Raw genomic sequence first — 21,961 nt, forward strand, 5'->3', positions numbered from 1 at the left:
CATCGGTTTATACCACCTGATACTGTAAACGAGCGAGAGCTTGAATATCTTGTAATAACTTACGTTTAGTAAAAATCATACTCCAAGAGCTTCCACCGAGCTGCTTCCATAAATGCGCAAGTTGTAAGCCTGTAAAGAGGCATGCACGAATACGGTTGGTATGATTGATGTCTTTAAATGCTTCGGCATTACCACGGACTAAAATACGCGGATTAATCTGTCCTGCGGTTTCTACATAGGTTTGTGCAAGGTTGGCAATGATACTTGGGTGCAAATAATTGTTATCGAAAAATGAAAGCTGTTTTAATATTTTTTGCTGAGCTGCTTCGATAGTTTTGACGTATTCAGGATTGCTATACACTTTCTTTTCTAATTGCAATAACGCCATTGCATAAGACATTGGGAGTTTAGCAGTCGACATTTTCGGAATACGAGATTTAGGAGCAGTATTAAAAGGTTGGGTTATACAACCTTCTAATGTTTTTAAACCAAGAGAGATATCTGCAAGTTGATTAAAAAAATCTAAAGTTTGAGTGGCATTATTGGTGGCTGGGCGAATATTAAGACTGGCTTTAATCAGTAGTTCAAAATAAAAATTACCGCTATCACCAATACTTTGCTGACCCGCCATTGCAGTCATATGCGTGAGCTGAGTTGCTTGAAACACAGCAGCCAATGCCAAAGCACGATTTTGTCGAACATTCAACGCTTGGGCGTGCTGAAAGGGTAACTCCACCATGCTTCGCTTCCAATTTCCTTAAATAAAATCTGGTTCAGGTGCATTGGTATGGTGAATCACACCACCACCTAAGCAAACCTCTCCTGAGTAGAACACTACACTTTGCCCAGGAGTCACAGCACGTTGTGCTTCGTCAAACTCAACGCGAATACTACTTTCTGTATGTTCATCACGATAAATTGTACACGCTTGATCAGGCTGACGATAACGGGTTTTTGCCGTGCATCGGAATCCTGTGCTTGGAATGTCTTGTTCACCTGCGACCCAATCAATCGACTCGCTCCAAAGCTGTGTACTTTGCATGAGTGGATGTTCATGTCCTTGACCAATCACCAGTCGGTTATTGGCGATATCTTTATGTAATACGAACCATGCACCTTCTTGTACACCTTTCATACCACCGATACCAATACCACCGCGTTGACCGAGCGTATAGTACATCAAGCCATGATGTTCACCAACTTCTTTACCTGACTCTAAAACAATTTTTCCAGCTTGTGCAGGTAAATACTGTTTTAAGAAATCGGTGAAACGACGTTCACCAATAAAGCAGATACCCGTCGAGTCTTTTTTCTTGGCAGTTGCCAGATCTAACTCTTCTGCAATGCGACGAACTTCGGGTTTCTCAATTTCGCCCACAGGGAATAGGGTCTTGTTAATTTCACGACCATGTACCGCATGTAAGAAATAAGTCTGGTCTTTATTATTATCGACACCACGTAGTAATGGAGCATAGGTTTCGCCACGCGAATTCTGCATGCTTGTACCACGACGGGCATAGTGACCTGTTGCAATAAAGTCTGCACCTAAAGTCATCGCATGATCGAGGAAGGCACGGAATTTAATTTCTTTATTACACAAGATATCTGGGTTTGGTGTGCGACCTGCAGCATATTCAGCCAAGAAGTGTTCAAACACACGATCCCAATATTCCATGGCAAAGTTCGCAGTGTGCAGCTTGATACCAATTTTATCTGCAACGGCTTGCGCATCGGCTAAGTCTTCAAGTGCTGTGCAGTATTCCGTACCATCATCTTCTTCCCAGTTTTTCATGAAAAGACCTTCAACTTGATATCCTTGTTGAAGTAATAATGCGGCAGAAACAGAGGAGTCTACACCACCAGACATACCGACGATGACACGTTGTTGCATCTAATTAAGCGTCCAAATGAGAAGTTAATGAGGGAGAGAAAGGGTGCTCATAAATGAGCGATAAGGGATATTTTTTGCCATCAAGGGCATCTTCAATTACTTTTAAAACCAATGGGCTTCGAGCACGTGCTGATTCTTGTAGCTCATCCAAGTTCATCCATACTACACCAACAATACCTGTATCCAGTTGAGCATTTTCTTCAACTGACGTGACATGTGCTAAAAAGCAAAAACGGTAATAGGTACGATCTGGAAACATCGGTGGAGTATAGGTATAGATACCAAGCAGATGATCAATTTCAACATGATGACCTGTTTCTTCTAAGGTCTCACGAATCGCTGCTTGAATAATGGTCTCATCGCATTCTACATGTCCCGCAGGTTGATTAAACACGGTATGTACAAAGCCTTCGCTGTGTTCTTCAACAAACAGAAAACGTCCGTCTTTTTCGACTACAGTAGCGACTGTGACATGGGGTGTCCAAGCGGTCATAGAAAGCACCATGATTTTAAAAAACGTATTCTACAAAATTTGTGAGTTTTTGGCTATGGTGATTGCCACATGACTTTCATAACCATAGTTAGTTCATTGATCTTTAATTTTTTGATGAATAAATATTTCTAATTCTTTTGCGGCTTGGCATGCAGGATCATTTATTTCATATGTACCACTATAATTCAATACATCTAAAGCCTTTCTTTTGAGAAATAGTTAAGTTGGTTGTTGAATTTAGTATTCTTTTCTATGTATAAAAATGAACCATGAGGGATGTTATTCTGCAAGTTTCCACCGCACAGCGGTGGAACGAGACAATAATTTTTAAGGTTATTATGAAAGATACATTAGTGATTCTAAATTTAAAATTTGATACTTCTATCTTATATGTTGAAAATATTCGAGATTTAATAGTTGCAGGTTCAACTCATATTGAATTGGATTTTACTAGTATGACAACAATTGAACCATTTGGGATTGTTTATTTTTCAAATTTTATTAAGAGTATTTCAAGAATTCGAGGTCTAGAAATATCATGTGTTTATATAGACAAGGATGTTAGTTATGCTAAGCATATGGGTTTTTTCAAAAACTGTGGGTTTGATATAGGTGCAGAGCCTAGAGATTCTTTCCCAACAAAGGCTACCTCTTATGTACCAATCACAATTTTAGACGTGGGAAGTTTGAGGCAAGAAGCTATTGATTCTTATAAAGAGGTAGGAGATATTATAGAGAATTACAGTATAAATTTGGCTAAACTTCTAACATCACAAAAAGATGATACACCTTTGGTTGATACATTAACTTATTGTTTTAGAGAAATCATTAGAAATGTTGTAGAGCACTCTGGCTCAAAAAAAATAACTTTTTGTGCCCAATATTGGCCCTATTTAGGAAAAGCCGAGATTGTGGTTTTAGATCGTGGTAAAGGAATTTTAAATTCCTTAAATGAAAATACTACATTGCCAAAAATTAATGATGATAAAGAAGCATTAAATTTTGCATTATTACCCAGTATATCGAGTAAAGTGCCTTACGCAAAAAAAAGAAAAAGTAGAAATGAAAGTTTTTGGAAAAATTCTGGGTTTGGTTTATATATGACCCATCGTATAGCTGGTTTGGGAGGAGATTTTTTTGTTGCTAGTGGTAAACATGGTTTGAGGTGGGTACGTGATCAAAAAACAGATCATCATGTCAGATTAAAGGGTACTATTCTGCGATTGCTTATCGAGACTAATAATATTACGGAATTGCAGGATACTTTAAGAGTATTTAGGGAGGATGGTTTTGCATTAGCAAGGCAGTTAACAGAAATGGAAATAGAACCATCTAGTGCATCTTTAATGCTTACTAAACACAGAACTAAATAGTTTAATTAGTAAATCTCTTTGAGCTTTGTTAATAGGATTAGTTTTTCTGATTTAAATAATTATCCTTCACTTTCACATAATGACGTGCTGAATAAGGTAAAAATTCCATTTCTTTTTCAGTCAGTGCACGAACTTGCTGTACTGGACTACCGACATAGAGATAACCGCTTTTTAACACTTTACGTGGTGGAACAAGACTACCAGCACCAATCATCACATCATCTTCAATAATTACGTCATCCAAAACCACGGTATTGATTCCGATTATACGCGATTGCCAATTTAACTTCCTAAGCTTCTAAACTCCAAGATAGACTTAGTCCCTTGATTTTTTACTGATTCAAATTGAAGAATCCAGCCATAATGATTACAAATTTTTAAAGTGAGTTCGATACCAATACCTCTCATCAAGGTTTCATTGTTTCGAGCTCTTTGAGTATATAAAGCACTGATTTGTTCTGCTGTCATACCATGACCTGGATCATGAATGATTAATTGATTGTCTTCGAGACAGATATTAATCACACCCTTATCACTATTTTCAATTGCATTACGTAATAAGTTACCAATCGTTATTCTGAGCAATTGAAGTGGTGCTGTTAGTTTGAAACTTGTTCTAATATTATTGAGCATTTTTAATTCTTTTTTATAACATAAATGCTGATGATACTGAATAAGTTGTGGAATTTCATTCATTAAGTCTATGGATTCAGAATATTGAGTGAGTCGTTCTTTACTGCGCGAAAGCATTAATAGTATCGCTAATAAGTCTTCCATTTCAGCTGTTATACGTGATACACGTTCTAAGTGTGGTTGTAAACGATCTGTTGTATCTGGATGCTGTAAAATAACTTCAATTGCCCCTGAAATGACAGAAATAGGAGTGCGAAGTTCATGACTAGCAGTCTCAAAAAAAACTTTTTCTTGATTCAAATAATGTTCAGACTTCTGCAAATAGTCATTTAATGCTGTTGTTAGAATAGAGGACTCATAATATTCATGGTTTAATACTTCGATTTTTATTCTATCTTTTTCGGGTGAAATCATCTTTAATTGATCAGCTATTTTCAATAGAGGGTCAAATAATTTCCCCATCTGTTTAAAGGTAATAAAGGCAATAATAAGTATTGCAAAAATAGTCAGTAATATAGTGAAGAGCAACATCTTATTTTCATGTCTTTCAATATCAGTGATATCTAAAGCAAGTACCTGTTTATTTTTATTACTTTCAATGACTCTAATCACATATGTTTTATCTAGATAATTGACATTATTATGGATTCCATTATCCAATTGATTAAATTCATCAGGGATGAGGTCTCCTTTATTTTGGTCGTACCAATATAATTTTGTGGATTCAATACTAGAGGGGGGCGCTGAATTTTTATCTTTGTAGAAGTAATCTATTTCTAAGTTTAGTACTGTTTCCCAAACGAGATTTTCAATTTTTTTATTGACAATAAAACCATTCAATCCTACAGCAACAGTAAGTAAGCAGGTATATAGAATTAATCCTGTGAGAATGCGTTTGCGTAGATTGGGGCGTTTTATCATACAGTTTACTCATCAAATATGATTTGGTAGCCAACTTTATGGCAGGTTTTAATCAATTTAATATCTGTATTTGCATCAATTTTTTTTCTAAGCTCATAAATGTGTGTTCGCAATAAATCACGATCGGGTGGATTATCCCTCCAAATTGCAAACTCTAATCGTTCTTTACTGACAATATTAGGGCTTTCACGCATTAACAAAACTAATATTTTTTTTTCACTTGGATTGAGCCGAATAAGCTTCTGATTGCGAATTACCTGATTGGTCAATAAATTTAATTCTAAATCTGCAATCTGTAAGACGGATTGTTTGCCGATATTACGCATATGTAATGCCAATATTCTAGCTTCAAGTTCATGTATTGAAAAAGGTTTAGTTAAGTAATCATCAGCGCCAACTGAAAAGCCATGTAATTTATCCTCTAATTCACATTTGGCAGAAAGCATAATGACAGGAGTGTATATACCTTCAGTTCTTAGTTGGCGTAAAAAATCAATTCCATTCATTTTGGGTAACATCCAGTCTAGGATGATAATGTCATAATGATTCGTCTGGCAGAGTTGTAATGCTATTGATGCATCTTGAGCTGCATCTAAGACATAATCACGGTTTTCAAAGAAAGCAAAAATATTGGCAATCAAGTCGATATGGTCATCAATAATTAAGATACGCATTGATCTCTTTCCAACCAAAAATAATACGAATGATAATACTTATTACTTATAAATTGGCAAAGTGGTCATTCAAAAACACTGAGAGTTGATTGCTCTTATTAAAATTATTACATCTTTAATAACATGAAAAATAAAATATTATTTGTCTTAATGATACTGAACTTTGCTTGATGCTCAGTCACATCGTTTGTTTAAATTTTATTCGATTTGAGGTGTGTAAAGTAGTAATCTAGATGATTTTATGTTGCAAGAAAATGATGATCTGAGTCGGTTATATGTTTATATCGACCTGCAATCATACTACGCAGACCAAGCATTTTTAAGTATTATTCCTATCGTACGTTTCGTGTTCTGTCATCTAAATCATATATGTTATGGACTAAATAGGGCGTTCTTAAACAATGTTTTTTCTGTTAGTGTTTAAATTAAAATAATATATTTCAGTTACTTATTTTTATTATGTCATAACGTTCCTCTTTATAATCCAATTTTCAAACATAGTCGACTTTTCTTGGCTTAATCTAAGGTGAGAAAGTATACATACATTTTTTATAATCTGATTAGCTTCACAAATTCACTTATCCAATGTTGAATCACTCATACTAAATAGAAAGAAGAAGTGAAAATGTGCCTGACAATTATCTGACATTTGCTATGTAATAATTCGTAATGAAGAATGATTTTCATTATCTTTTATTGTTTGTTGGATACGAGTATGAAGTATATATCAAGTAAAAAGAAGCCAATATCTTCTCAGGCATTGGTCTCAGCCTTATCATTAGTTACTGGAGCGGTACTAGCGCCATGTGCTTTAGCAAGTGAAGAAAAAATACAACAACTCGATACAATTCATGTAACAGCAGATCATGATTCTTATTATGTAAAAGAATCAAATAACACTAAAATAGCGGTGCCTTTATTAGATACGGCTCGAACTATTAATGTGATTTCTAAAAAAGAAATTGATGAGCGTGGTGCCACTTCATTACAAGAACTTTTAAGAACAACGCCAGGGATTACACTCGGTGTTGGGGAAGGTGGAACCCCAATGGGAGATCGTCCCTTTATACGTGGTTATGAAGCCAGTACAGATATTCTAATTGACGGTATGCGAGATTATGCGCGTGGCTCACATGAAACTTTTAATCTCGAAGCTGTTGAGATCAGTAAGGGCCCTGGATCTGTATATTCTGGGCGAGGTTCAACAGGCGGAACCATTAACCTTGTGACCAAAAAGCCAAAAGATCAAACTGAATCTGAAGTCACATCGGAATATCAAAACTCAGGAAAAGGCCAGACTAAATATCGTTTCACGACAGATAATAATATTGCTATTAATAACAATGTTGCTGTTCGTTTGAATGCAATGCTTGATCAAGGTGATGTCGCGCGCCGTAACGATGTGGAAGTTGATCGCTGGGGGATAGCACCAAGTATCACTTTTGGACTAAATACACCTTCTCGTTTAACTGCAAGTTATAGTTATTTGGAGTTTAAGGATACTCCTGATATGGGGTTGCCATTTAGTAATGTGAGAAATCCAGATCGTAAAAGACCGATTGAAACTATGCCTTTCGAAACCAATTTTGGTCGACCAGATATTGATTTCCGTAATTATACTGCTGAAATGTTCAGCTTAAATGCCGAACATGATTTCAGTGAAACCCTGAAACTTAAATTAAAGCTGCAAGATTTAAAAACTACTCAAGACTATTTCTTTACTCGTTTAAGTTTTGGCTGTGCTGCGAGCAGCGGTAGTGCTTGTGAAACTGAACAATTGGGTTTAACTTATGAGCGTAATAATCGTGCTTCTTATCGTACAAGTCATGTGAATAGTGGTCAGTTAGATTTACAGGCTCAATTTAATACGGGCTCAATTAAACATAATGTCGTCACAGGTATAGATTACAGTAAAGAGCGTATAGGCACTAAAAGTATGACTGTGACTGGGGCAGGTCGAGAAGTTGTTGATTTTTATAATCCAATAAACTTGGCGCACCCAAATTTTAATATTCAATATGGTCCTGAACAAAAAGCAGGCGAAATTACCAATACTGGATTATATGTCTTTGATACTGTGAGTCTGAACGATAAGTTAGATATTAACTTAGGTCTACGTTTTGATGATTATGAATCAACAAACTTAAGAGACACTGTCACAGAAAATATGTTTAACTATCAAACAGGTGCAGTATATAAAATTACGCCACATGGTCGTTTATATGCCAATTTTGCAACATCGAGTAATCCGAGTGGAGAGAACTTGGGTCAAGCAGGTGGTGCGGATGGTGTGGCGAGCGGTAACCGTTTAAATGACAATATTGATCCTGAAAAAACACGTAGTTTTGAATTAGGCACAAAATGGGAATTGTTTAACGAACTTTTGGCATTGAATGCAGCACTATTTGAAACACGTAAAACGAATGCGCGTACACGAGATGCTGAAGGAATTGTGACGATTGATGGTGAAAATCGTGTACGTGGTACAGAACTTAGCGTGACAGGAAAAATTACGCCTCTGTTAGATCTTTCCGCAGGTTATACATATTTAGATAGTGAATTGTTAGATGGAGGTTTTGTTAGCCAAGGAACAGTAAATGTTGCAAACCCAGATAACGGTAATCAGCTAAAATTTATTGCTAAACATAATGCTAATTTATGGGCGACTTACACTTTAACAGATAAATTCCGTTTAGGTGGTGGTGCTACATATGTGGGTAAACGTTTTGTCGATGATAGTAATGATTATTACCTACCTTATCACATTCGGTACGATGCTTTTGCACAATATCAGGTAATGCCTGAGTTCGGGTTACAATTGAACATTAGTAACCTCACGAATGAACGTATTTATGATGCATCGCATGTAGGTGTTTTCTCTACAGTTGCTCCAGGTCGTGCATTTGCACTGAAAGGTACTTATCGCTTTTAATTCTATGACACAGTGTTGCACTTTAAATTTAAATCTAAAAAGTGCAACCTTCCAAAACTTTATGAAATATAAATCATGTTGAGATTTTAAGTATGGTCGCAGTCGAGATCATATTCACTCTAAATCACTTGACGTAAATCACGAGCCGTCTCTTGCAATAGGGGAAGGATATGAGAAATCAAATAATCTTTTGTTGTACGCATGGTTGGAGAAACAATATTTAACGCTGCAACAACATCTGCATTTGAGTCATAAATGGGTACAGCTACAGCATGTACACCTAACTCATGTTCTTCACACGAATAGCACCAATCTTGCTCTTTAATTTCATGTAGTAGCGCAAGGAAAACTTCACTATCGGTATGCGTGTATTTGGTCAAACGCTTTAAAGGATATTTTTCTAACCACTGTTTCTGTTCTTCTAAATTTAAATGAGCGAGGAGAATTTTACCTGCTGAGGTGGCATGAGCAGGTAAGCGATTACCTAAATGTAATCCGTAGGGATTTACCCGATCGGTTTGTTGATGTGCGGCACTTCGAGCAATAGTAATCGCTTCATAACCATCTAAAACCATAACAGAATAAATCAGAGAGGTTTGATTAGTGAGTAAATTTAATAGGGGTTGGCAGATTTTAGGCAATGGCGAACCATCTAGATAAGCGCCTGAAAATTTGAGGATTTTAGGTGTTAAATAGTAATAATGACCATCAAAATCTAAATAGCCTAAGTATTCCAGAGTCATTAAATGGCGACGAGCAGCAGCGCGAGTCATGCCTGTTTTTTCAGCCGCAGTACTCATATTTAAACGATGGCGTTCTGGCCCAAAGCACTCCAAAATACTTAAACCTTTGGCTATTCCTGCAATATAGTCCTCATGCCGAATCGTTTTTTTATTTTCAGTATGATGAATTAAGCGCAGACTTTTCTCTTGGCAATTTTCCATAATTCCGAGTTTCATCCAAAATCTATTTTCTAAAAATTATTCTAATCGAAAGGAGACTATTTTACTTGGATAATGTTCGATCATCGAACATAAAAAATAATGATCGAACAAAATACACCTGAGAGCATAGCGCTCAGTGAATAATTTATCAAAAATAAAGATAAGAAATCCGAACAAAACACTCAGCTTAGTTTCATCGGTTTTCAGGATGAAAATTGAGTGGTTCATAGTACAGGAAGTAGTCAGATGATTGATAAAAGTTCAAGCTCATTAACTGAAGCGCTCTCCCAAATCAGGGATGGCTCGACCATCATGATTGGTGGTTTCGGAACCGCAGGACAACCCGCAGAACTCATCGATGGTCTGATTGAACTCGGCATCAAAGACCTTGTTATTGTGAATAATAATGCAGGTAATGGCGACTATGGTCTTGCCAAACTCCTAAAAACAGGTGCAGTCCGTAAAATTATTTGTTCTTTCCCACGCCAGTCTGATTCATGGGTGTTCGATGAACTTTACCATGCAGGCAAGATTGAATTAGAACTCGTACCACAAGGCAATCTCGCTTGCCGTATTCAAGCCGCAGGTATGGGCTTAGGTGCTGTATTCACGCCTACAGGTTTCGGAACATTATTGGCAGAAGGCAAAGAAACTCGTCATATCGAGGGGAAAGACTATGTGCTTGAATACCCAATTAAGGCTGACTTTGCCTTGATCAAAGCCTACAAAGGCGATCGTTGGGGCAATTTGGTTTTCAATAAATCTGCACGTAACTTTGGACCTATTATGGCGATGGCTGCTGATGTCACGATTGCTCAAGTCTCAGAAGTGGTTGAACTTGGTCAGCTTGATCCTGAACACATCATTACCCCAGGGATTTTTGTTCAGCATGTGGTTGCTGTTGATGCAACATCACCTGTCGCTGCGCAATAAGGAGAATAACAATGAGCTATCAAAAACTCAGCCGTGACCAAATTGCGGAACGTGTTGCACAAGATATTCCTGATGGTGCTTATGTCAATTTAGGGATTGGCTTACCGACCAAGATTTCAAATTATTTACCTGCGGATAAAGATGTCTTTCTGCATTCTGAAAATGGTTTGTTGGCATTTGGTCCACCACCAGTAAAGGGTTTAGGAGACCCTGAACTGATTAATGCAGGCAAAGAATATGTGACCATGCTCATAGGTGGAAGCTTTTTCCATCATGGTGATTCCTTTGCCATGATGCGTGGTGGTCATTTAGATATTGCGGTACTCGGTGCATTCCAAGTCGCAGCCAACGGTGATCTTGCCAATTGGCATACAGGTGCAGCTGATGCGATTCCTGCTGTGGGTGGTGCAATGGACTTAGCCGTAGGTGCAAAGAAAGTCTTTATCACTACAGATCATATCACCAAGCAAGGTGAACCTAAGATCGTTGAAACACTGTCTTATCCTGCAACGGGTTTGAAATGTGTCGATCGTATCTATACCGATCTGTGTGTAATTGATGTGACCATAGATGGTTTAAAAGTGATTGAAAAAGTTGAAGGTCTCAGCTTTGAAGCTTTACAGGCTTTGACAGGTGCGCAATTGATTAATGCGACACAAGGATAATGAATCTCCCCTAACCCCTCTTTAAAAAGAGGGGAACTCCTCCCTTTTATAAAGGGAGGTTGGGAGGGATTTTAGATAAAGGGAAAAACATGAAAAACGCTTATATCATTGATGCCATTCGTACACCCTTTGGACGTTATGCAGATGGTTTAGCCCCTGTACGTGCGGATGACCTTGGTGCTGTTCCGATTCAAGCCTTAATACAACGAAATCCAACGGTCGATTGGCAACAAGTGGATGATGTGATCTATGGCTGTGCCAATCAAGCAGGTGAAGACAACCGTAATGTCGGTCGTATGTCAGCTCTACTTGCAGGTTTACCGTATCAAGTTCCTGCAACCACAGTGAACCGTTTATGTGGTTCATCTCTAGATGCGATTGCCATGGCAGCGCGTGCGATTAAAGCAGGTGAAGCAAGTCTCATTATTGCAGGTGGGGTAGAAAGCATGAGCCGTGCCCCGTATGTGATGGGTAAGTCTGACAGTGCTTTTGGGCGTAGCCAAAAGATTGAAGATACGACGATGGGTTGGCGTTTTATCAATCCTAAGCTGAAAGAAATGTATGGTGTAGAGACCATGCCGCAGACTGCGGAAAACGTGGCAGAACAATTTAATATCAATCGTGCTGATCAAGACCAGTTTGCCTTGGTGAGCCAACAACGTACAGCAGCAGCGCAAGCCAAAGGCTTTTTTAAACATGAAATTGTTGCTGTCAGCATTCCACAGCGTAAAGGTGATGCAGTCGTTATAGATACCGATGAACATCCACGTGCATCGACCACGATTGAAGCACTGACGAAACTCAAAGGTGTTGTAAAAGCAGAAGGTACAGTTACTGCGGGTAATGCCTCAGGCATTAATGATGGTGCAGCAGCGCTATTGATCGCTTCAGATGAAGCCGTTGCTCAATACCAACTGAAACCACGTGCAAAAATTATTGCTGCAACTACGGTGGGTGTTGAACCACGCATCATGGGTTTTGCCCCTGCGCCTGCGATTAAGAAGTTACTGAAACAAGCCAATCTGACATTAGAACAAATGGATGTGATTGAGCTGAATGAAGCCTTTGCAGCACAGGCATTGGCGGTAACACGTGATTTAGGTTTAGCAGATGATGATGCACGTATCAATCCAAATGGTGGTGCAATTGCTTTAGGTCATCCTTTAGGTGCATCGGGTGCAAGACTGGTCACTACTGCTTTGAGTCAACTTGAGCAAACAGGTGGACATTATGCCTTATGTTCAATGTGTATTGGCGTGGGTCAAGGTATCGCTCTCATTATTCAACGGGTTGGGTGAGGTCTATCATGAGCCAGTTATACGCCAGCTTATTTTATCAGCCTGATGTTACTGCCATTTTTAGTGATCGTGCTTTATTGGGTTATATGATCCAAGCCGAAGTTGCTTTGGCTAAAGCTCAGGCGCAAATCAATATCATTCCTAGAGCTGCTGCTACGATCATCGAACAGATTGGGCAGAATGCCTTAGCAGAAATTGATTTTGATGGTTTGGCTGTTGCAACTGGTTTCGCGGGAAACATCGCAATTCCATTTGTAAAACAGTTTACGGCTATTGTTCAACAGCAAGATGAGGAGGCATCTCGATATGTACATTGGGGTGCAACCAGTCAAGATATTATTGATACCGCAATGATTTTGCAGTGTCGTGATGCTTTGGGAGTGATTGAACAGCAACTTCAATCTGCATATCAAATTTCACTCAAACAAGCTGAGCATTACCGTGATCAAGTGATGATTGGACGGACATGGTTGCAGCAAGCGTTGCCGATTACCTTAGGGCATAAATTTGCACGTTATGCAGCTGCATTTAAGCGCGATTTCGATCGTTTGCAAGCAATAAAAGAGCGTGTGTTGACTGCCCAACTCGGTGGTGCAGTGGGTTCATTGGCATCTTTGCAAAATCAAGGTTCTGCTGTCGTTCAAGCCTTTGCGATTGAATTGAAACTCACAACGCCTGAATGTACATGGCATGGAGAACGGGATCGTATTGTTGAGATTGCGAGTGTACTTGCAATCATTGTTGGCAACTTAGGCAAGATCGCACGTGATTGGTCATTGTTAATGCAAACAGAGATTGCTGAAGTTTTTGAGCCAACGGCAAAAGGTCGAGGTGGTTCATCTACCATGCCACATAAACGAAATCCAGTGGCAGCTGCTTCAATTCTTGCAGCGGCAAATCGTGTACCTGCACTGATGGCAAGTGTCTATCACAGCATGGTGCAAGAGCATGAACGTGCTTTAGGTGCTTGGCATGCGGAATGGCTGGTGATTCCTGAGATTTTCCAGTTATGTGCAGGTGCATTAGAACGTGCAAATGATGTGCTGGAAAATATGCAAGTCAATCCTGAAGCAATGCAGCGCAATCTTGAATGTACAGATGGTTTGATTATGGCTGAAGCGGTGATGATGGCGCTTGCAAGCAAAATTGGGCGTTTAAATGCACATCATGTGGTTGAGCAAGCATGTCAGCAGGCAGTCACACAACAAACCCATTTAAAAAATATTTTATCTCAATTAGATGAAGTGAAAAATCACTTCACCCCATCTGATTTAGACGCACTTTTTAAACCTGAGTCATATCTTGGCAATATCCAAGCGCAAATTGATGCAGTTTTGCAAGCAGCTCAAGGAGAGTCGAAATGATGATCAATATTCATAATCGTCAAGGACATCAACTTGCTGTGCAAGTGCAAGGTCTGAAAGATGCACCGGTCATTGTGTTTTCTAACTCACTCGGTACTGATCAAGGGATGTGGCAAGCGCAAATTGCAGCATTTACAGCACAGTATCAAGTCGTGACTTACGATACACGGGGTCATGGTGCAAGTGCTGTGATTGCAGCCACAACATTGGCTAACCTTGCCGAAGATGTGGTGGATATCTTAGATGCCCTTAATGTTGAAAAAGCCCATTTTTGCGGGATTTCAATGGGGGGGATCACAGGTCTATATCTTGCGATTCATCATGCAGAGCGTTTTTTGAGTGTCACAATTGCAAACTCGGCTGCAAAAATTGGTACGGCAGAAGCATGGAATAATCGTGCAAATACTGTTGAACAACAGGGTTTAGCAGAGCTTGTTAAAACGACTCATACACGTTGGTTTAGTGAGTATTTTGATTATGCCCATGATGTATTGGCACAGAAAACGATTCAAAGTTTAGCTTTAACACCATCACAAGGTTATGCGAATGCTTGTCGAGCTTTGGCAGATGCCGATTTACGCGATCAACTGAATCAAATTCAAATTCCCACTTTAATTATCGCAGGTCAATTTGACCCTGTAACCACGGTTCAAGATGCAGAGTTTATGCATCAGTTTATTTTACAAAGTCAGCTTGAAATCTTGGCAGCTTCGCATTTATCGAATATTGAGCAACCTCAGCTATTCAATCAAGCATTGTCTACGTTTATTCAAAAAATATAACCGTACAGGGTTAGAAAGGAATTCGCCTACAAGGAGGCAACTATGGCACAGGAATTTGCTGCCCCAAAAAGCAGTATGGATGCGCAGGCTCTTATTAATGATGCACAGATTAGTAAATATCAGTGGATGATCGCAATTATTTGTTTCCTGATCGTGTTTGTCGATGGGATTGATACGGCAGCAATGGGCTTTATTGCACCTGCGTTGGCACAAGATTGGGGCTTGGATCGTTCTCAACTTGGACCTGTGATGAGTGCTGCACTTGGCGGCATGATTATTGGTGCATTGGTATCAGGACCTACAGCAGATCGTTTCGGACGCAAAATTGTTTTAACCATTTCGATGCTGGTTTTTGGTGGTTTCACTTTGGCATCAGCCTATGCAACCAACTTAGACAGTTTGGTTGTATTGCGATTTCTGACAGGGATTGGGCTTGGTGCGGCAATGCCAAATGCCACCACGTTATTCTCTGAATATTGTCCAAATCGGATTCGTTCGCTACTGATCACTTGTATGTTTTGTGGCTATAACTTGGGTATGGCAACAGGTGGTTTTATCAGTAGTTGGTTAATCCCAACTTTTGGATGGCACAGCTTGTTTTTATTAGGCGGTTGGTCGCCACTCATTTTAATGCTTTTGGTGATTTTCTGCTTACCTGAGTCATATCGATTTTTGATTGTAAAAGGTAAAAACCCAGAAAAGGTTCGCAAAATTCTAAGTCATATTGCACCTGAAAAAGTACACGGCATAACCGAGTTTCATATTCCTGAAGAACAATCGGCTGTGGCTGAAAAGAAAAATGTGTTTGGTATGTTGTTCTCAAAACAGTATGCAAAAGGCACGATTTTATTGTGGTCGACCTATTTCATGGGTTTGGTGGTGATTTATCTGCTGACCAGTTGGTTACCAACGTTGATGCGTGAAACAGGCGCAACCATGGAGCGTGCAGCATTTATCGGTGGTTTATTTCAATTTGGTGGTGTACTCAGCGCGTTATTTATTGGCTGGGCAATGGATCGTTTCAATCCAAATCGCATCATTTCAGCTTTCTACTTTATTGCAGGTTTATTTGCAGTTGCCGTTGGTCAAAGTCTCAATAATCCAACCTTATTGGCATTGCTCGTGCTATGCGCAGGTATTGCGATCAACGGTGCTCAGTCTTCGATGCCAGCCTTAAGTGCTCGCTTTTATCCAACGCAATGTCGTGCAACGGGTATTTCTTGGATGACAGGAATTGGTCGATTCGGTGCAGTGTTTGGTGCTTGGATTGGTGCAGTTTTGTTGGGCAATGATTGGTCGTTCACGGCAATTCTCAGCTTACTGATGATTCCAGCTACGGCTGCTGCGATCGCAATTTTTGTTAAATCTTTAGTTGCGCACACCGATGCAACTTAACTTTCGTAATCAGGGACAACGTCAATGAATGATGAACAACGTTATCAACAAGGGCTAAAAGTTCGGACTGAAGTGCTTGGTGAAAAACATGTCGGACGTTCTTTAGAGAACCTGAATGACTTTAACCAAGATTTTCAGAACTTTATCAGCCGATTTGCTTGGGGTGAAGTGTGGTCACGTGAAGGTCTACCACGTCATACCCGTAGTTTAGTCACCATTGCCATTTTGTTGGCGTTGGGACGAGAAGATGAACTCAGAATGCATTTACGTGCTTGTTTTAACAACGGCGTGACTAAAGAAGAATTGAAAGAGCTGATTTTACATAGCTCGTTGTATGCAGGTTTACCTGCTGCAAATGCCGCAATGCACATGGCAGAAGAGGTATTCAAAGAACTTGGAATAGATGTGCAACCCGTTTCGGCACAGGTACAGGATTAAGGAGACAGGCATGTTAATTCATACATTAGGTGCATATGCACAACGTAATACGGATGATCATCCGCCAGCATATACACCAGGCTATAAAACCAGTGTGCTACGTTCGCCCAAAAATGCATTGATTTCGATCAACGAGACCTTAACAGAAGTCACTTCACCTCATTTTTCGCCCAATCTTTTTGGTGCAAAAGACAATGATTTGATTCTGAACTATGCCAAAGATGGTTTACCTGTTGGTGAGCGAATCATTGTGCATGGATATGTGCGTGATCAATTTGGTCGTCCTGTTAAAAATGCCTTATTGGAAGTTTGGCAAGCCAATGCATCAGGTCGTTATCGTCATCCGAATGACAAGTTTATCGGTGCGATGGATCCTAACTTTGGTGGTTGTGGTCGTACGCTCACCGATGAAAATGGTTTTTTTATTTTCCGTACCATTAAACCGGGTCCATATCCTTGGCGTAACCGTATTAATGAATGGCGTCCTGCACATGTCCATTTTTCTTTGATCGCCGATGGTTGGGCACAACGTTTGATTTCGCAGTTCTATTTTGAAGGCGATACCTTAATTGATACTTGCCCAATTTTAAAAACTATTCCATCTGAAGAGCAACGTCGTGCTTTGATTGCGTTGGAAGATAGAAATAACTTCATTGAATCAGATAGCCGTTGTTACCGCTTTGATATTCATCTTCGTGGTCGTCGTGCGACTTATTTTGAAAATGATTTGACTTAAGGGAGTAACACAATGAACGCATGGAATTTTCAGGAATTGAAAGAAACCCCATCACAAACGGGTGGTCCTTATGTACATATCGGTTTGTTACCTCAACAAGCCAATATTGAAGTATTTGAACATAACTTTAATAACCAATTGACCAATGAAAAAACCCAAGGTGAGCGTATTCGATTAGAAGGGCAAGTCTTTGATGGTCTTGGTTTGCCATTAAGAGATGTGCTGTTAGAGATTTGGCAAGCCGATGCCAATGGTGTTTATCCAAGCCATGCGGATAGTCAAGGCAAAAGCGTAGATCCAAGCTTCTTCGGTTGGGGGCGTACGGGCGCTAACTTTGAAACTGGTTTTTGGAGTTTCGATACGATTAAACCGGGTGCTGTTGCTGGACGTAAAGGATCTACTCAAGCACCGCATATTGCTGTGGTGTTATTTGCACGTGGCATCAATCTTGGTTTGCACACCCGTATTTATTTCGATGATGAAGTTGAAGCCAATGCCAATGATCCTGTCTTAAACAGTATTGAATGGGCGACACGTCGTCAAACCTTAATTGCAAAACGCACAGAAGTGGATGGTGAAGTGGTGTATCGCTTTGATATTCGCATTCAAGGTGAAGATGAAACAGTGTTCTTTGATATTTAGAAATCACCCTTGCCCAACGGTAGATTTGTCATGGAATTATCGAAGTCTTGAGATGTGAAGTATTCCTCCCTGTTAAGAGGGAGGTTGGGAGGGATTTCAGGTTAAGAAACCCTCAATTGGAAACTGTACAGCACCTTTATAGTCACAGAAAATCTGTTAAGGAAAATGGAAAATGAAATTACAAAAATTGGCAGCATTGATGTTGCTTGTTAGCCCTTTATTTACGGTTCAAATGGTACACGCTCAGGACAATGTACACCAACAGGTTGAACTTTCGGCACTGGCGAAACTACCTGTTAAAACGATTGTACCGATTACAGCAAAGACTAAGGAACAAGCGATCGCTCAAGCAAAAGTGATTGCAGCCAATCAAGATGCTGATTTAGCAGAGTTTCGGATTGATTTACTCGATTTTGCTGCTGATAGCAAACAAGTGATTGCTTTAGGACATGAATTAAAAAAGATTCTAGGCGATAAATCCATGATTGCAACCATTCGCACTCACAACGAAGGTGGCAAACTTACCATCAGTGATGCGGATTATGGCAAGACCTATCAAGCGTATTTGAAACAACCTTTTATGGATATGCTCGATGTGGAAATGTTCCGCGATCAGCAGGTGGTAAAAAATACAGTCAAATTGGCGCATGACAAAAAAGTGCTGATTGTCATGTCGAACCATGACTTTAAGCAAACGCCAAGTGAAGATGAAATTGTTAAGCGTCTTCTTAAACAGGATGAGCTTGGGGCGGATATTTTAAAAATCGCAGTGATGCCGCAAAGCAAACAAGATGTTTTCACCTTGATGAATGCAACGATGAAAGTCAGTCAACAATCTAAAAAGCCACTGTTGACGATGTCGATGGGCAAACTGGGCACAATTTCACGTATTGCAACAGCCAATATGGGCGGTAGTTTTAGCTTCGGCATGATTGGTGAAGCATCAGCACCGGGTCAAATTGATGTGACCCAACTCAAACAGTTCCTAAAAACAGTTCAACCAACACAATAATTGAAAAGGATTTTAAAAATGAAAGTTGTTTCTTTACGTTTAAGTGCGCTTGCAATCGGTTTAGCAGTATCAGGTTTGGCAGCAGCCGAGACTTATGTGGTTGACCGTTATCAGGATGATGCTGAAAAAGGTTCTCTTCGTTGGGCGATTGAACAAGCCAATACCAAGCCAAGCGAAGCCAGTGAAATTTTGATTCAAGCGGTTGGTCAAGCACCGTATGCGATTAAGGTGAATAGCCCACTTCCTGAAATTAAAGCACCTGTCAAAATCATCGGTACACAATGGGCGAAAACAGGTGAATTTATTGCAGTAGATGGTTCAAATTATATTAAAGGTACAGGAGTTGAAGCTTGTCCGGGAGCAGTAGAGGGACAGTTTGGAACCAACGTGCGTACCACAACTTTACCGAGTATCGTGTTACGTGACATTAATGGTGTCACGATTCAAGGTTTAGAAATTCGTCATTTCTGTATCGGTATCTTGATGAACCGTGCCAGCAATAACTTAATTCAACATAACCGTATTATGCACAACTATGGTGGTGCAGGTGTAATGTTGACGGGGGATGATGGCAAAGGTAATCCAACCGCAACGACCACCAATAATAACAAAGTATTGGATAATTATTTCCAAGACAATGGGGATGGTTTAGAGCTAACACGTGGTGCTGCATTTAATCTCGTTGCGAACAACCATTTTATTTCAACTTCCGCAAATCCAGAACCATCACAAGGCATTGAAATCCTATGGGGGAATGACAATGCTGTGGTCGGTAACAAATTTGAAAATTATTCAGATGGTTTACAGATCAACTGGGGCAAACGTAACTATATCGCTTATAACGAACTGACCAATAACTCGAATGGTTTTAATTTAACGGGTGATGGCAATATCTTTGATAGCAATAAAGTGCATGGTAATCGAGTCGGGATTGCCATTCGTTCAGAAAAAGATGCCAATGCACACATCACATTGACCAAAAACCAAATTTGGAATAACGGCAAAGACATTAAACGTTGTGAAGCAGGTGGCAGTTGTGTTCCAAGTCAACGTGTAGGTGCGATTATTTTTGATATTCCAGGTTTGGAACACGCACATTTTGTGGGTTCTCGTGGACACGGTGTCAAGATTGATCCAGTCAAACTACAAAAAACTTGCCAACAACCGAATGAGCAAGGCTGTAATGCACAACCGAATCAGGGCATACAAGCACCAAAATTAACTTTATCTAAAGGACACGTTGTCGCGCAAATTAAAGGGCAACCGAATCAACGCTATCAATTTGAATTCTTTGGAAACTCATCAGCAAATTCAAATGAAGCTGAATTGTATTTAGGTTCGGTTGTTGCTGTGACCAATGCAGAAGGCATTGCGATTGCATCATGGAAGCCAACAACAAAAGTGGCGGCGGTGACTGCGAATGTTACTGATCATTTAGGTGCGACCTCTGAACTCAGTTCAGCCGTAAAATTTAAATAAAAGCATGGAGGCTTTGACATGAATTCAAGTTCTTTATTGGTCAAAATGAGTTGTTTGGCAATTGCCATTTGTACAGCACAAAGCAGTTTTGCCGATCAGCCTTGGTCGCAAGATCGTCAATGGCTACTCGGAGATTGGAACGGGCAGCGTCAGCAATTGGAAAAAGAAGGTTATAAATTTACCGCAGCGATTATGAGTCAATCAGCAACCAATTTGGATGGTGGTTATAACGACAATAATAGTTTTGAAAATGCAGCTCAACTTGCCCTAGGCGCAAATTTTGATTTAGGCAAAATTGCAGGTTGGGAAAATACTACAGCCAATATTTTAATTACCAAGCGCGATGGTAATTCTTTAACACTAGAGCGAATTAAAGATCCACGCTCTAGTGCTTTAGGCAACACACAAGAGATTTATGGGCGAGGCAAAATTTGGCGTTTAACACAGGCATGGGTCAAAAAGGGTTCTGCTGACAATACGGTGCAATTCAAAATTGGTCGTATGGGCATGTCGGATGACTTTAATAGTTCACAATGTGAGTTTCAAAACTTGTTGTTATGCGGTGGGCAGCTTGGAAAATCGATTGGTTCAATTTGGTACAACCTGCCTGTCGGGCTGTGGGGCACCAATCTTAAATACCAATTTGCGCCTGAATGGACATTGGGTGTCGGTGTCTACGAGGTGAATCCAGATAACGTTAAAACTGGAAAAAGTGATGGTTTTAACTTGGATATGGACAATGTCAAAGGGGCAACTATTCCCGTGGAACTGGCTTGGCGACCTAAGTTGGCAGCGTTCAATGGATTAGCTGGTGAATATAAGCTAGGTGCGTTGTATTCGACTGCTGAAGCCAATGATATAGCCACTGTCGGTAAAGTTCATGATAGCAAACATAGTTTTTGGTTGAATGCACAGCAACAACTCACCCAACAAGGTGAAAATCCTAAACGTGGTTTATATATCAGCTTTAATGCCGTGGTGAATGATAAAGCCACCACAGCCGTACAAAGCACACAACAACTCGCACTTTGGTACAAAGGACCATTTGATAGTCGTCCAAACGATTCAATTGGTTTTGGTGTGGCAAATTATTTAGTGAATGATCGTTATACCGATCGTCAGATTGCAATCAACAACAGCCGTGGTTATGACGAATATGATGCGCTTGCGGCAAATTATGTTCCTGTACAACGTGATGAGCTGAATGTCGAGTTGAACTATACCTATCAATGGTCACCTGCGGTCATGCTCAGACCAAACCTACAATATATTCATCAGCCTGCGGGTGTAAAAGAAGTCGATGATGCGTGGGTTGCGGGTTTAAGTATGCGCGTGAATTTCTAATATAGGAGTATG

20 protein-coding genes and 1 pseudogene are annotated in these 21,961 nt (G+C 39.8%); 14 read left to right on the forward strand and 7 right to left on the reverse strand.

The features are described 5' to 3' along the window. Positions 1-7 precede the first annotated feature (7 nt). The 3 genes from hflD to MMP60_RS05975 are packed head-to-tail and all read right to left on the reverse strand — an operon-like array spanning position 8 to position 2,384. Positions 8-739, reverse strand: a complete 732-nt coding sequence (gene hflD, locus MMP60_RS05965) for a high frequency lysogenization protein HflD (protein ID WP_241335414.1) — start codon at positions 737-739, stop codon at positions 8-10. Positions 740-757: 18 nt separating this feature from the next. Beyond that, positions 758-1,891, reverse strand: a complete 1,134-nt coding sequence (gene mnmA, locus MMP60_RS05970; RefSeq protein ID WP_241335415.1) for a tRNA 2-thiouridine(34) synthase MnmA — start codon at positions 1,889-1,891, stop codon at positions 758-760. A 4-nt stretch (positions 1,892-1,895) separates the two neighbouring features. Further along, the gene (locus MMP60_RS05975; RefSeq protein ID WP_241335416.1) at positions 1,896-2,384 is read right to left on the reverse strand and encodes an NUDIX hydrolase; all 489 of its coding nucleotides are present in this window, start codon (positions 2,382-2,384) and stop codon (positions 1,896-1,898) included. Positions 2,385-2,722: 338 nt separating this feature from the next. On the opposite strand from MMP60_RS05975, the gene MMP60_RS05980 reads away from it, so the two are divergent. After that, positions 2,723-3,757, forward strand: coding sequence for a hypothetical protein (locus MMP60_RS05980; protein WP_241335417.1), 1,035 nt, complete (start codon positions 2,723-2,725; stop codon positions 3,755-3,757). A gap of 37 nt (positions 3,758-3,794) precedes the next feature. Here MMP60_RS05980 and MMP60_RS05985 read toward each other — a convergent pair. The 3 genes and pseudogenes from MMP60_RS05985 to MMP60_RS05995 all read right to left on the reverse strand — a co-directional run. Next, a pseudogene (locus MMP60_RS05985) lies at positions 3,795-4,039 on the reverse strand (gamma carbonic anhydrase family protein); the annotation flags it as partial. Then, entirely contained in the window at positions 4,040-5,311 is a 1,272-nt protein-coding gene (locus MMP60_RS05990; protein ID WP_241335418.1) for a HAMP domain-containing sensor histidine kinase, read from the reverse strand. It lies immediately after the preceding pseudogene. Positions 5,312-5,316: 5 nt separating this feature from the next. Beyond that, on the reverse strand, positions 5,317-5,985 hold the full coding sequence (locus MMP60_RS05995) for a response regulator transcription factor (RefSeq protein WP_241335419.1): 669 nt from the start codon (positions 5,983-5,985) through the stop codon (positions 5,317-5,319). Positions 5,986-6,700: 715 nt separating this feature from the next. Here MMP60_RS05995 and MMP60_RS06000 point away from each other — a divergent pair. Then, positions 6,701-8,917, forward strand: coding sequence for a TonB-dependent siderophore receptor (locus MMP60_RS06000; RefSeq protein WP_241335420.1), 2,217 nt, complete (start codon positions 6,701-6,703; stop codon positions 8,915-8,917). Positions 8,918-9,036: 119 nt separating this feature from the next. On the opposite strand, the gene pcaU is transcribed toward MMP60_RS06000, so the two are convergent. Beyond that, positions 9,037-9,861 carry an IclR family transcriptional regulator PcaU gene (gene pcaU, locus MMP60_RS06005; protein ID WP_241335503.1) on the reverse strand — a complete coding sequence of 275 codons (825 nt, stop codon included), beginning with the start codon at positions 9,859-9,861 and terminating at the stop codon, positions 9,037-9,039. Positions 9,862-10,107: 246 nt separating this feature from the next. Here pcaU and MMP60_RS06010 point away from each other — a divergent pair, with 246 nt between their 5' ends. The 12 genes from MMP60_RS06010 to MMP60_RS06065 all read left to right on the forward strand — a co-directional run bounded on the left by MMP60_RS06010 (position 10,108) and on the right by MMP60_RS06065 (position 21,949). After that, positions 10,108-10,794 carry a 3-oxoacid CoA-transferase subunit A gene (locus MMP60_RS06010; RefSeq protein WP_241335421.1) on the forward strand — a complete coding sequence of 229 codons (687 nt, stop codon included), beginning with the start codon at positions 10,108-10,110 and terminating at the stop codon, positions 10,792-10,794. 11 nt (positions 10,795-10,805) lie between these two features. Next, positions 10,806-11,459 (forward strand): 3-oxoacid CoA-transferase subunit B, encoded by a 654-nt coding sequence (locus MMP60_RS06015; RefSeq protein WP_241335422.1) that lies wholly within the window; start codon positions 10,806-10,808, stop codon positions 11,457-11,459. An 89-nt stretch (positions 11,460-11,548) separates the two neighbouring features. Then, positions 11,549-12,757 carry a 3-oxoadipyl-CoA thiolase gene (gene pcaF, locus MMP60_RS06020; RefSeq protein ID WP_241335423.1) on the forward strand — a complete coding sequence of 403 codons (1,209 nt, stop codon included), beginning with the start codon at positions 11,549-11,551 and terminating at the stop codon, positions 12,755-12,757. A gap of 8 nt (positions 12,758-12,765) precedes the next feature. Further along, positions 12,766-14,121, forward strand: coding sequence for a 3-carboxy-cis,cis-muconate cycloisomerase (pcaB, locus tag MMP60_RS06025; protein ID WP_241335424.1), 1,356 nt, complete (start codon positions 12,766-12,768; stop codon positions 14,119-14,121). Beyond that, the gene (pcaD, locus tag MMP60_RS06030; RefSeq protein ID WP_241335425.1) at positions 14,118-14,903 is read left to right on the forward strand and encodes a 3-oxoadipate enol-lactonase; all 786 of its coding nucleotides are present in this window, start codon (positions 14,118-14,120) and stop codon (positions 14,901-14,903) included. The genes pcaB and pcaD overlap by 4 nt, the downstream gene beginning before the upstream one ends. 42 nt (positions 14,904-14,945) lie before the next feature. Continuing rightward, entirely contained in the window at positions 14,946-16,298 is a 1,353-nt protein-coding gene (locus MMP60_RS06035) for an MFS transporter (RefSeq protein WP_241335426.1), read from the forward strand. A 24-nt stretch (positions 16,299-16,322) separates the two neighbouring features. After that, on the forward strand, positions 16,323-16,736 hold the full coding sequence (gene pcaC, locus MMP60_RS06040) for a 4-carboxymuconolactone decarboxylase (RefSeq protein WP_241335427.1): 414 nt from the start codon (positions 16,323-16,325) through the stop codon (positions 16,734-16,736). A gap of 10 nt (positions 16,737-16,746) precedes the next feature. Then, complete coding sequence (gene pcaH, locus MMP60_RS06045) at positions 16,747-17,472, forward strand: protocatechuate 3,4-dioxygenase subunit beta (RefSeq protein WP_241335428.1); 726 nt, start codon at positions 16,747-16,749, stop codon at positions 17,470-17,472. Between the two features lie 12 nt (positions 17,473-17,484). Then, positions 17,485-18,114 carry a protocatechuate 3,4-dioxygenase subunit alpha gene (pcaG, locus tag MMP60_RS06050; protein ID WP_241335429.1) on the forward strand — a complete coding sequence of 210 codons (630 nt, stop codon included), beginning with the start codon at positions 17,485-17,487 and terminating at the stop codon, positions 18,112-18,114. 172 nt (positions 18,115-18,286) lie between these two features. Continuing rightward, on the forward strand, positions 18,287-19,126 hold the full coding sequence (gene aroD / locus MMP60_RS06055; protein ID WP_241335430.1) for a type I 3-dehydroquinate dehydratase: 840 nt from the start codon (positions 18,287-18,289) through the stop codon (positions 19,124-19,126). Positions 19,127-19,144: 18 nt separating this feature from the next. Then, the gene (locus MMP60_RS06060) at positions 19,145-20,605 is read left to right on the forward strand and encodes a NosD domain-containing protein (protein WP_241335431.1); all 1,461 of its coding nucleotides are present in this window, start codon (positions 19,145-19,147) and stop codon (positions 20,603-20,605) included. 18 nt (positions 20,606-20,623) lie between these two features. Next, positions 20,624-21,949, forward strand: a complete 1,326-nt coding sequence (locus tag MMP60_RS06065; protein WP_241335432.1) for a carbohydrate porin — start codon at positions 20,624-20,626, stop codon at positions 21,947-21,949. Positions 21,950-21,961: the final 12 nt, after the last annotated feature.

This window comes from Acinetobacter sp. ANC 4805 (assembly GCF_022549495.1).
Lineage (GTDB): Bacteria > Pseudomonadota > Gammaproteobacteria > Pseudomonadales > Moraxellaceae > Acinetobacter.

Excerpts from the sequence above, each read along its gene's own strand:
- MMP60_RS05995 (WP_241335419.1), bottom strand. The coding sequence starts at position 5,985 with ATGCGTATCTTAATTATTGATGACCATATCGACTTGATTGCCAATATT.
- MMP60_RS06010 (WP_241335421.1), top strand. The coding sequence starts at position 10,108 with ATGATTGATAAAAGTTCAAGCTCATTAACTGAAGCGCTCTCCCAAATC.
- MMP60_RS06015 (WP_241335422.1), top strand. The coding sequence starts at position 10,806 with ATGAGCTATCAAAAACTCAGCCGTGACCAAATTGCGGAACGTGTTGCA.
- pcaH (WP_241335428.1), top strand. The coding sequence starts at position 16,747 with ATGTTAATTCATACATTAGGTGCATATGCACAACGTAATACGGATGAT.
- MMP60_RS06060 (WP_241335431.1), top strand. The coding sequence starts at position 19,145 with ATGAAAGTTGTTTCTTTACGTTTAAGTGCGCTTGCAATCGGTTTAGCA.
- MMP60_RS05990 (WP_241335418.1), bottom strand. The coding sequence starts at position 5,311 with ATGATAAAACGCCCCAATCTACGCAAACGCATTCTCACAGGATTAATT.
- mnmA (WP_241335415.1), bottom strand. The coding sequence starts at position 1,891 with ATGCAACAACGTGTCATCGTCGGTATGTCTGGTGGTGTAGACTCCTCT.
- pcaG (WP_241335429.1), top strand. The coding sequence starts at position 17,485 with ATGAACGCATGGAATTTTCAGGAATTGAAAGAAACCCCATCACAAACG.
- pcaU (WP_241335503.1), bottom strand. The coding sequence starts at position 9,861 with ATGGAAAATTGCCAAGAGAAAAGTCTGCGCTTAATTCATCATACTGAA.
- MMP60_RS06000 (WP_241335420.1), top strand. The coding sequence starts at position 6,701 with ATGAAGTATATATCAAGTAAAAAGAAGCCAATATCTTCTCAGGCATTG.
- MMP60_RS05975 (WP_241335416.1), bottom strand. The coding sequence starts at position 2,384 with ATGACCGCTTGGACACCCCATGTCACAGTCGCTACTGTAGTCGAAAAA.
- pcaD (WP_241335425.1), top strand. The coding sequence starts at position 14,118 with ATGATGATCAATATTCATAATCGTCAAGGACATCAACTTGCTGTGCAA.
- MMP60_RS06035 (WP_241335426.1), top strand. The coding sequence starts at position 14,946 with ATGGCACAGGAATTTGCTGCCCCAAAAAGCAGTATGGATGCGCAGGCT.
- pcaF (WP_241335423.1), top strand. The coding sequence starts at position 11,549 with ATGAAAAACGCTTATATCATTGATGCCATTCGTACACCCTTTGGACGT.
- aroD (WP_241335430.1), top strand. The coding sequence starts at position 18,287 with ATGAAATTACAAAAATTGGCAGCATTGATGTTGCTTGTTAGCCCTTTA.
- MMP60_RS05980 (WP_241335417.1), top strand. The coding sequence starts at position 2,723 with ATGAAAGATACATTAGTGATTCTAAATTTAAAATTTGATACTTCTATC.
- hflD (WP_241335414.1), bottom strand. The coding sequence starts at position 739 with ATGGTGGAGTTACCCTTTCAGCACGCCCAAGCGTTGAATGTTCGACAA.
- MMP60_RS06065 (WP_241335432.1), top strand. The coding sequence starts at position 20,624 with ATGAATTCAAGTTCTTTATTGGTCAAAATGAGTTGTTTGGCAATTGCC.
- pcaB (WP_241335424.1), top strand. The coding sequence starts at position 12,766 with ATGAGCCAGTTATACGCCAGCTTATTTTATCAGCCTGATGTTACTGCC.
- pcaC (WP_241335427.1), top strand. The coding sequence starts at position 16,323 with ATGAATGATGAACAACGTTATCAACAAGGGCTAAAAGTTCGGACTGAA.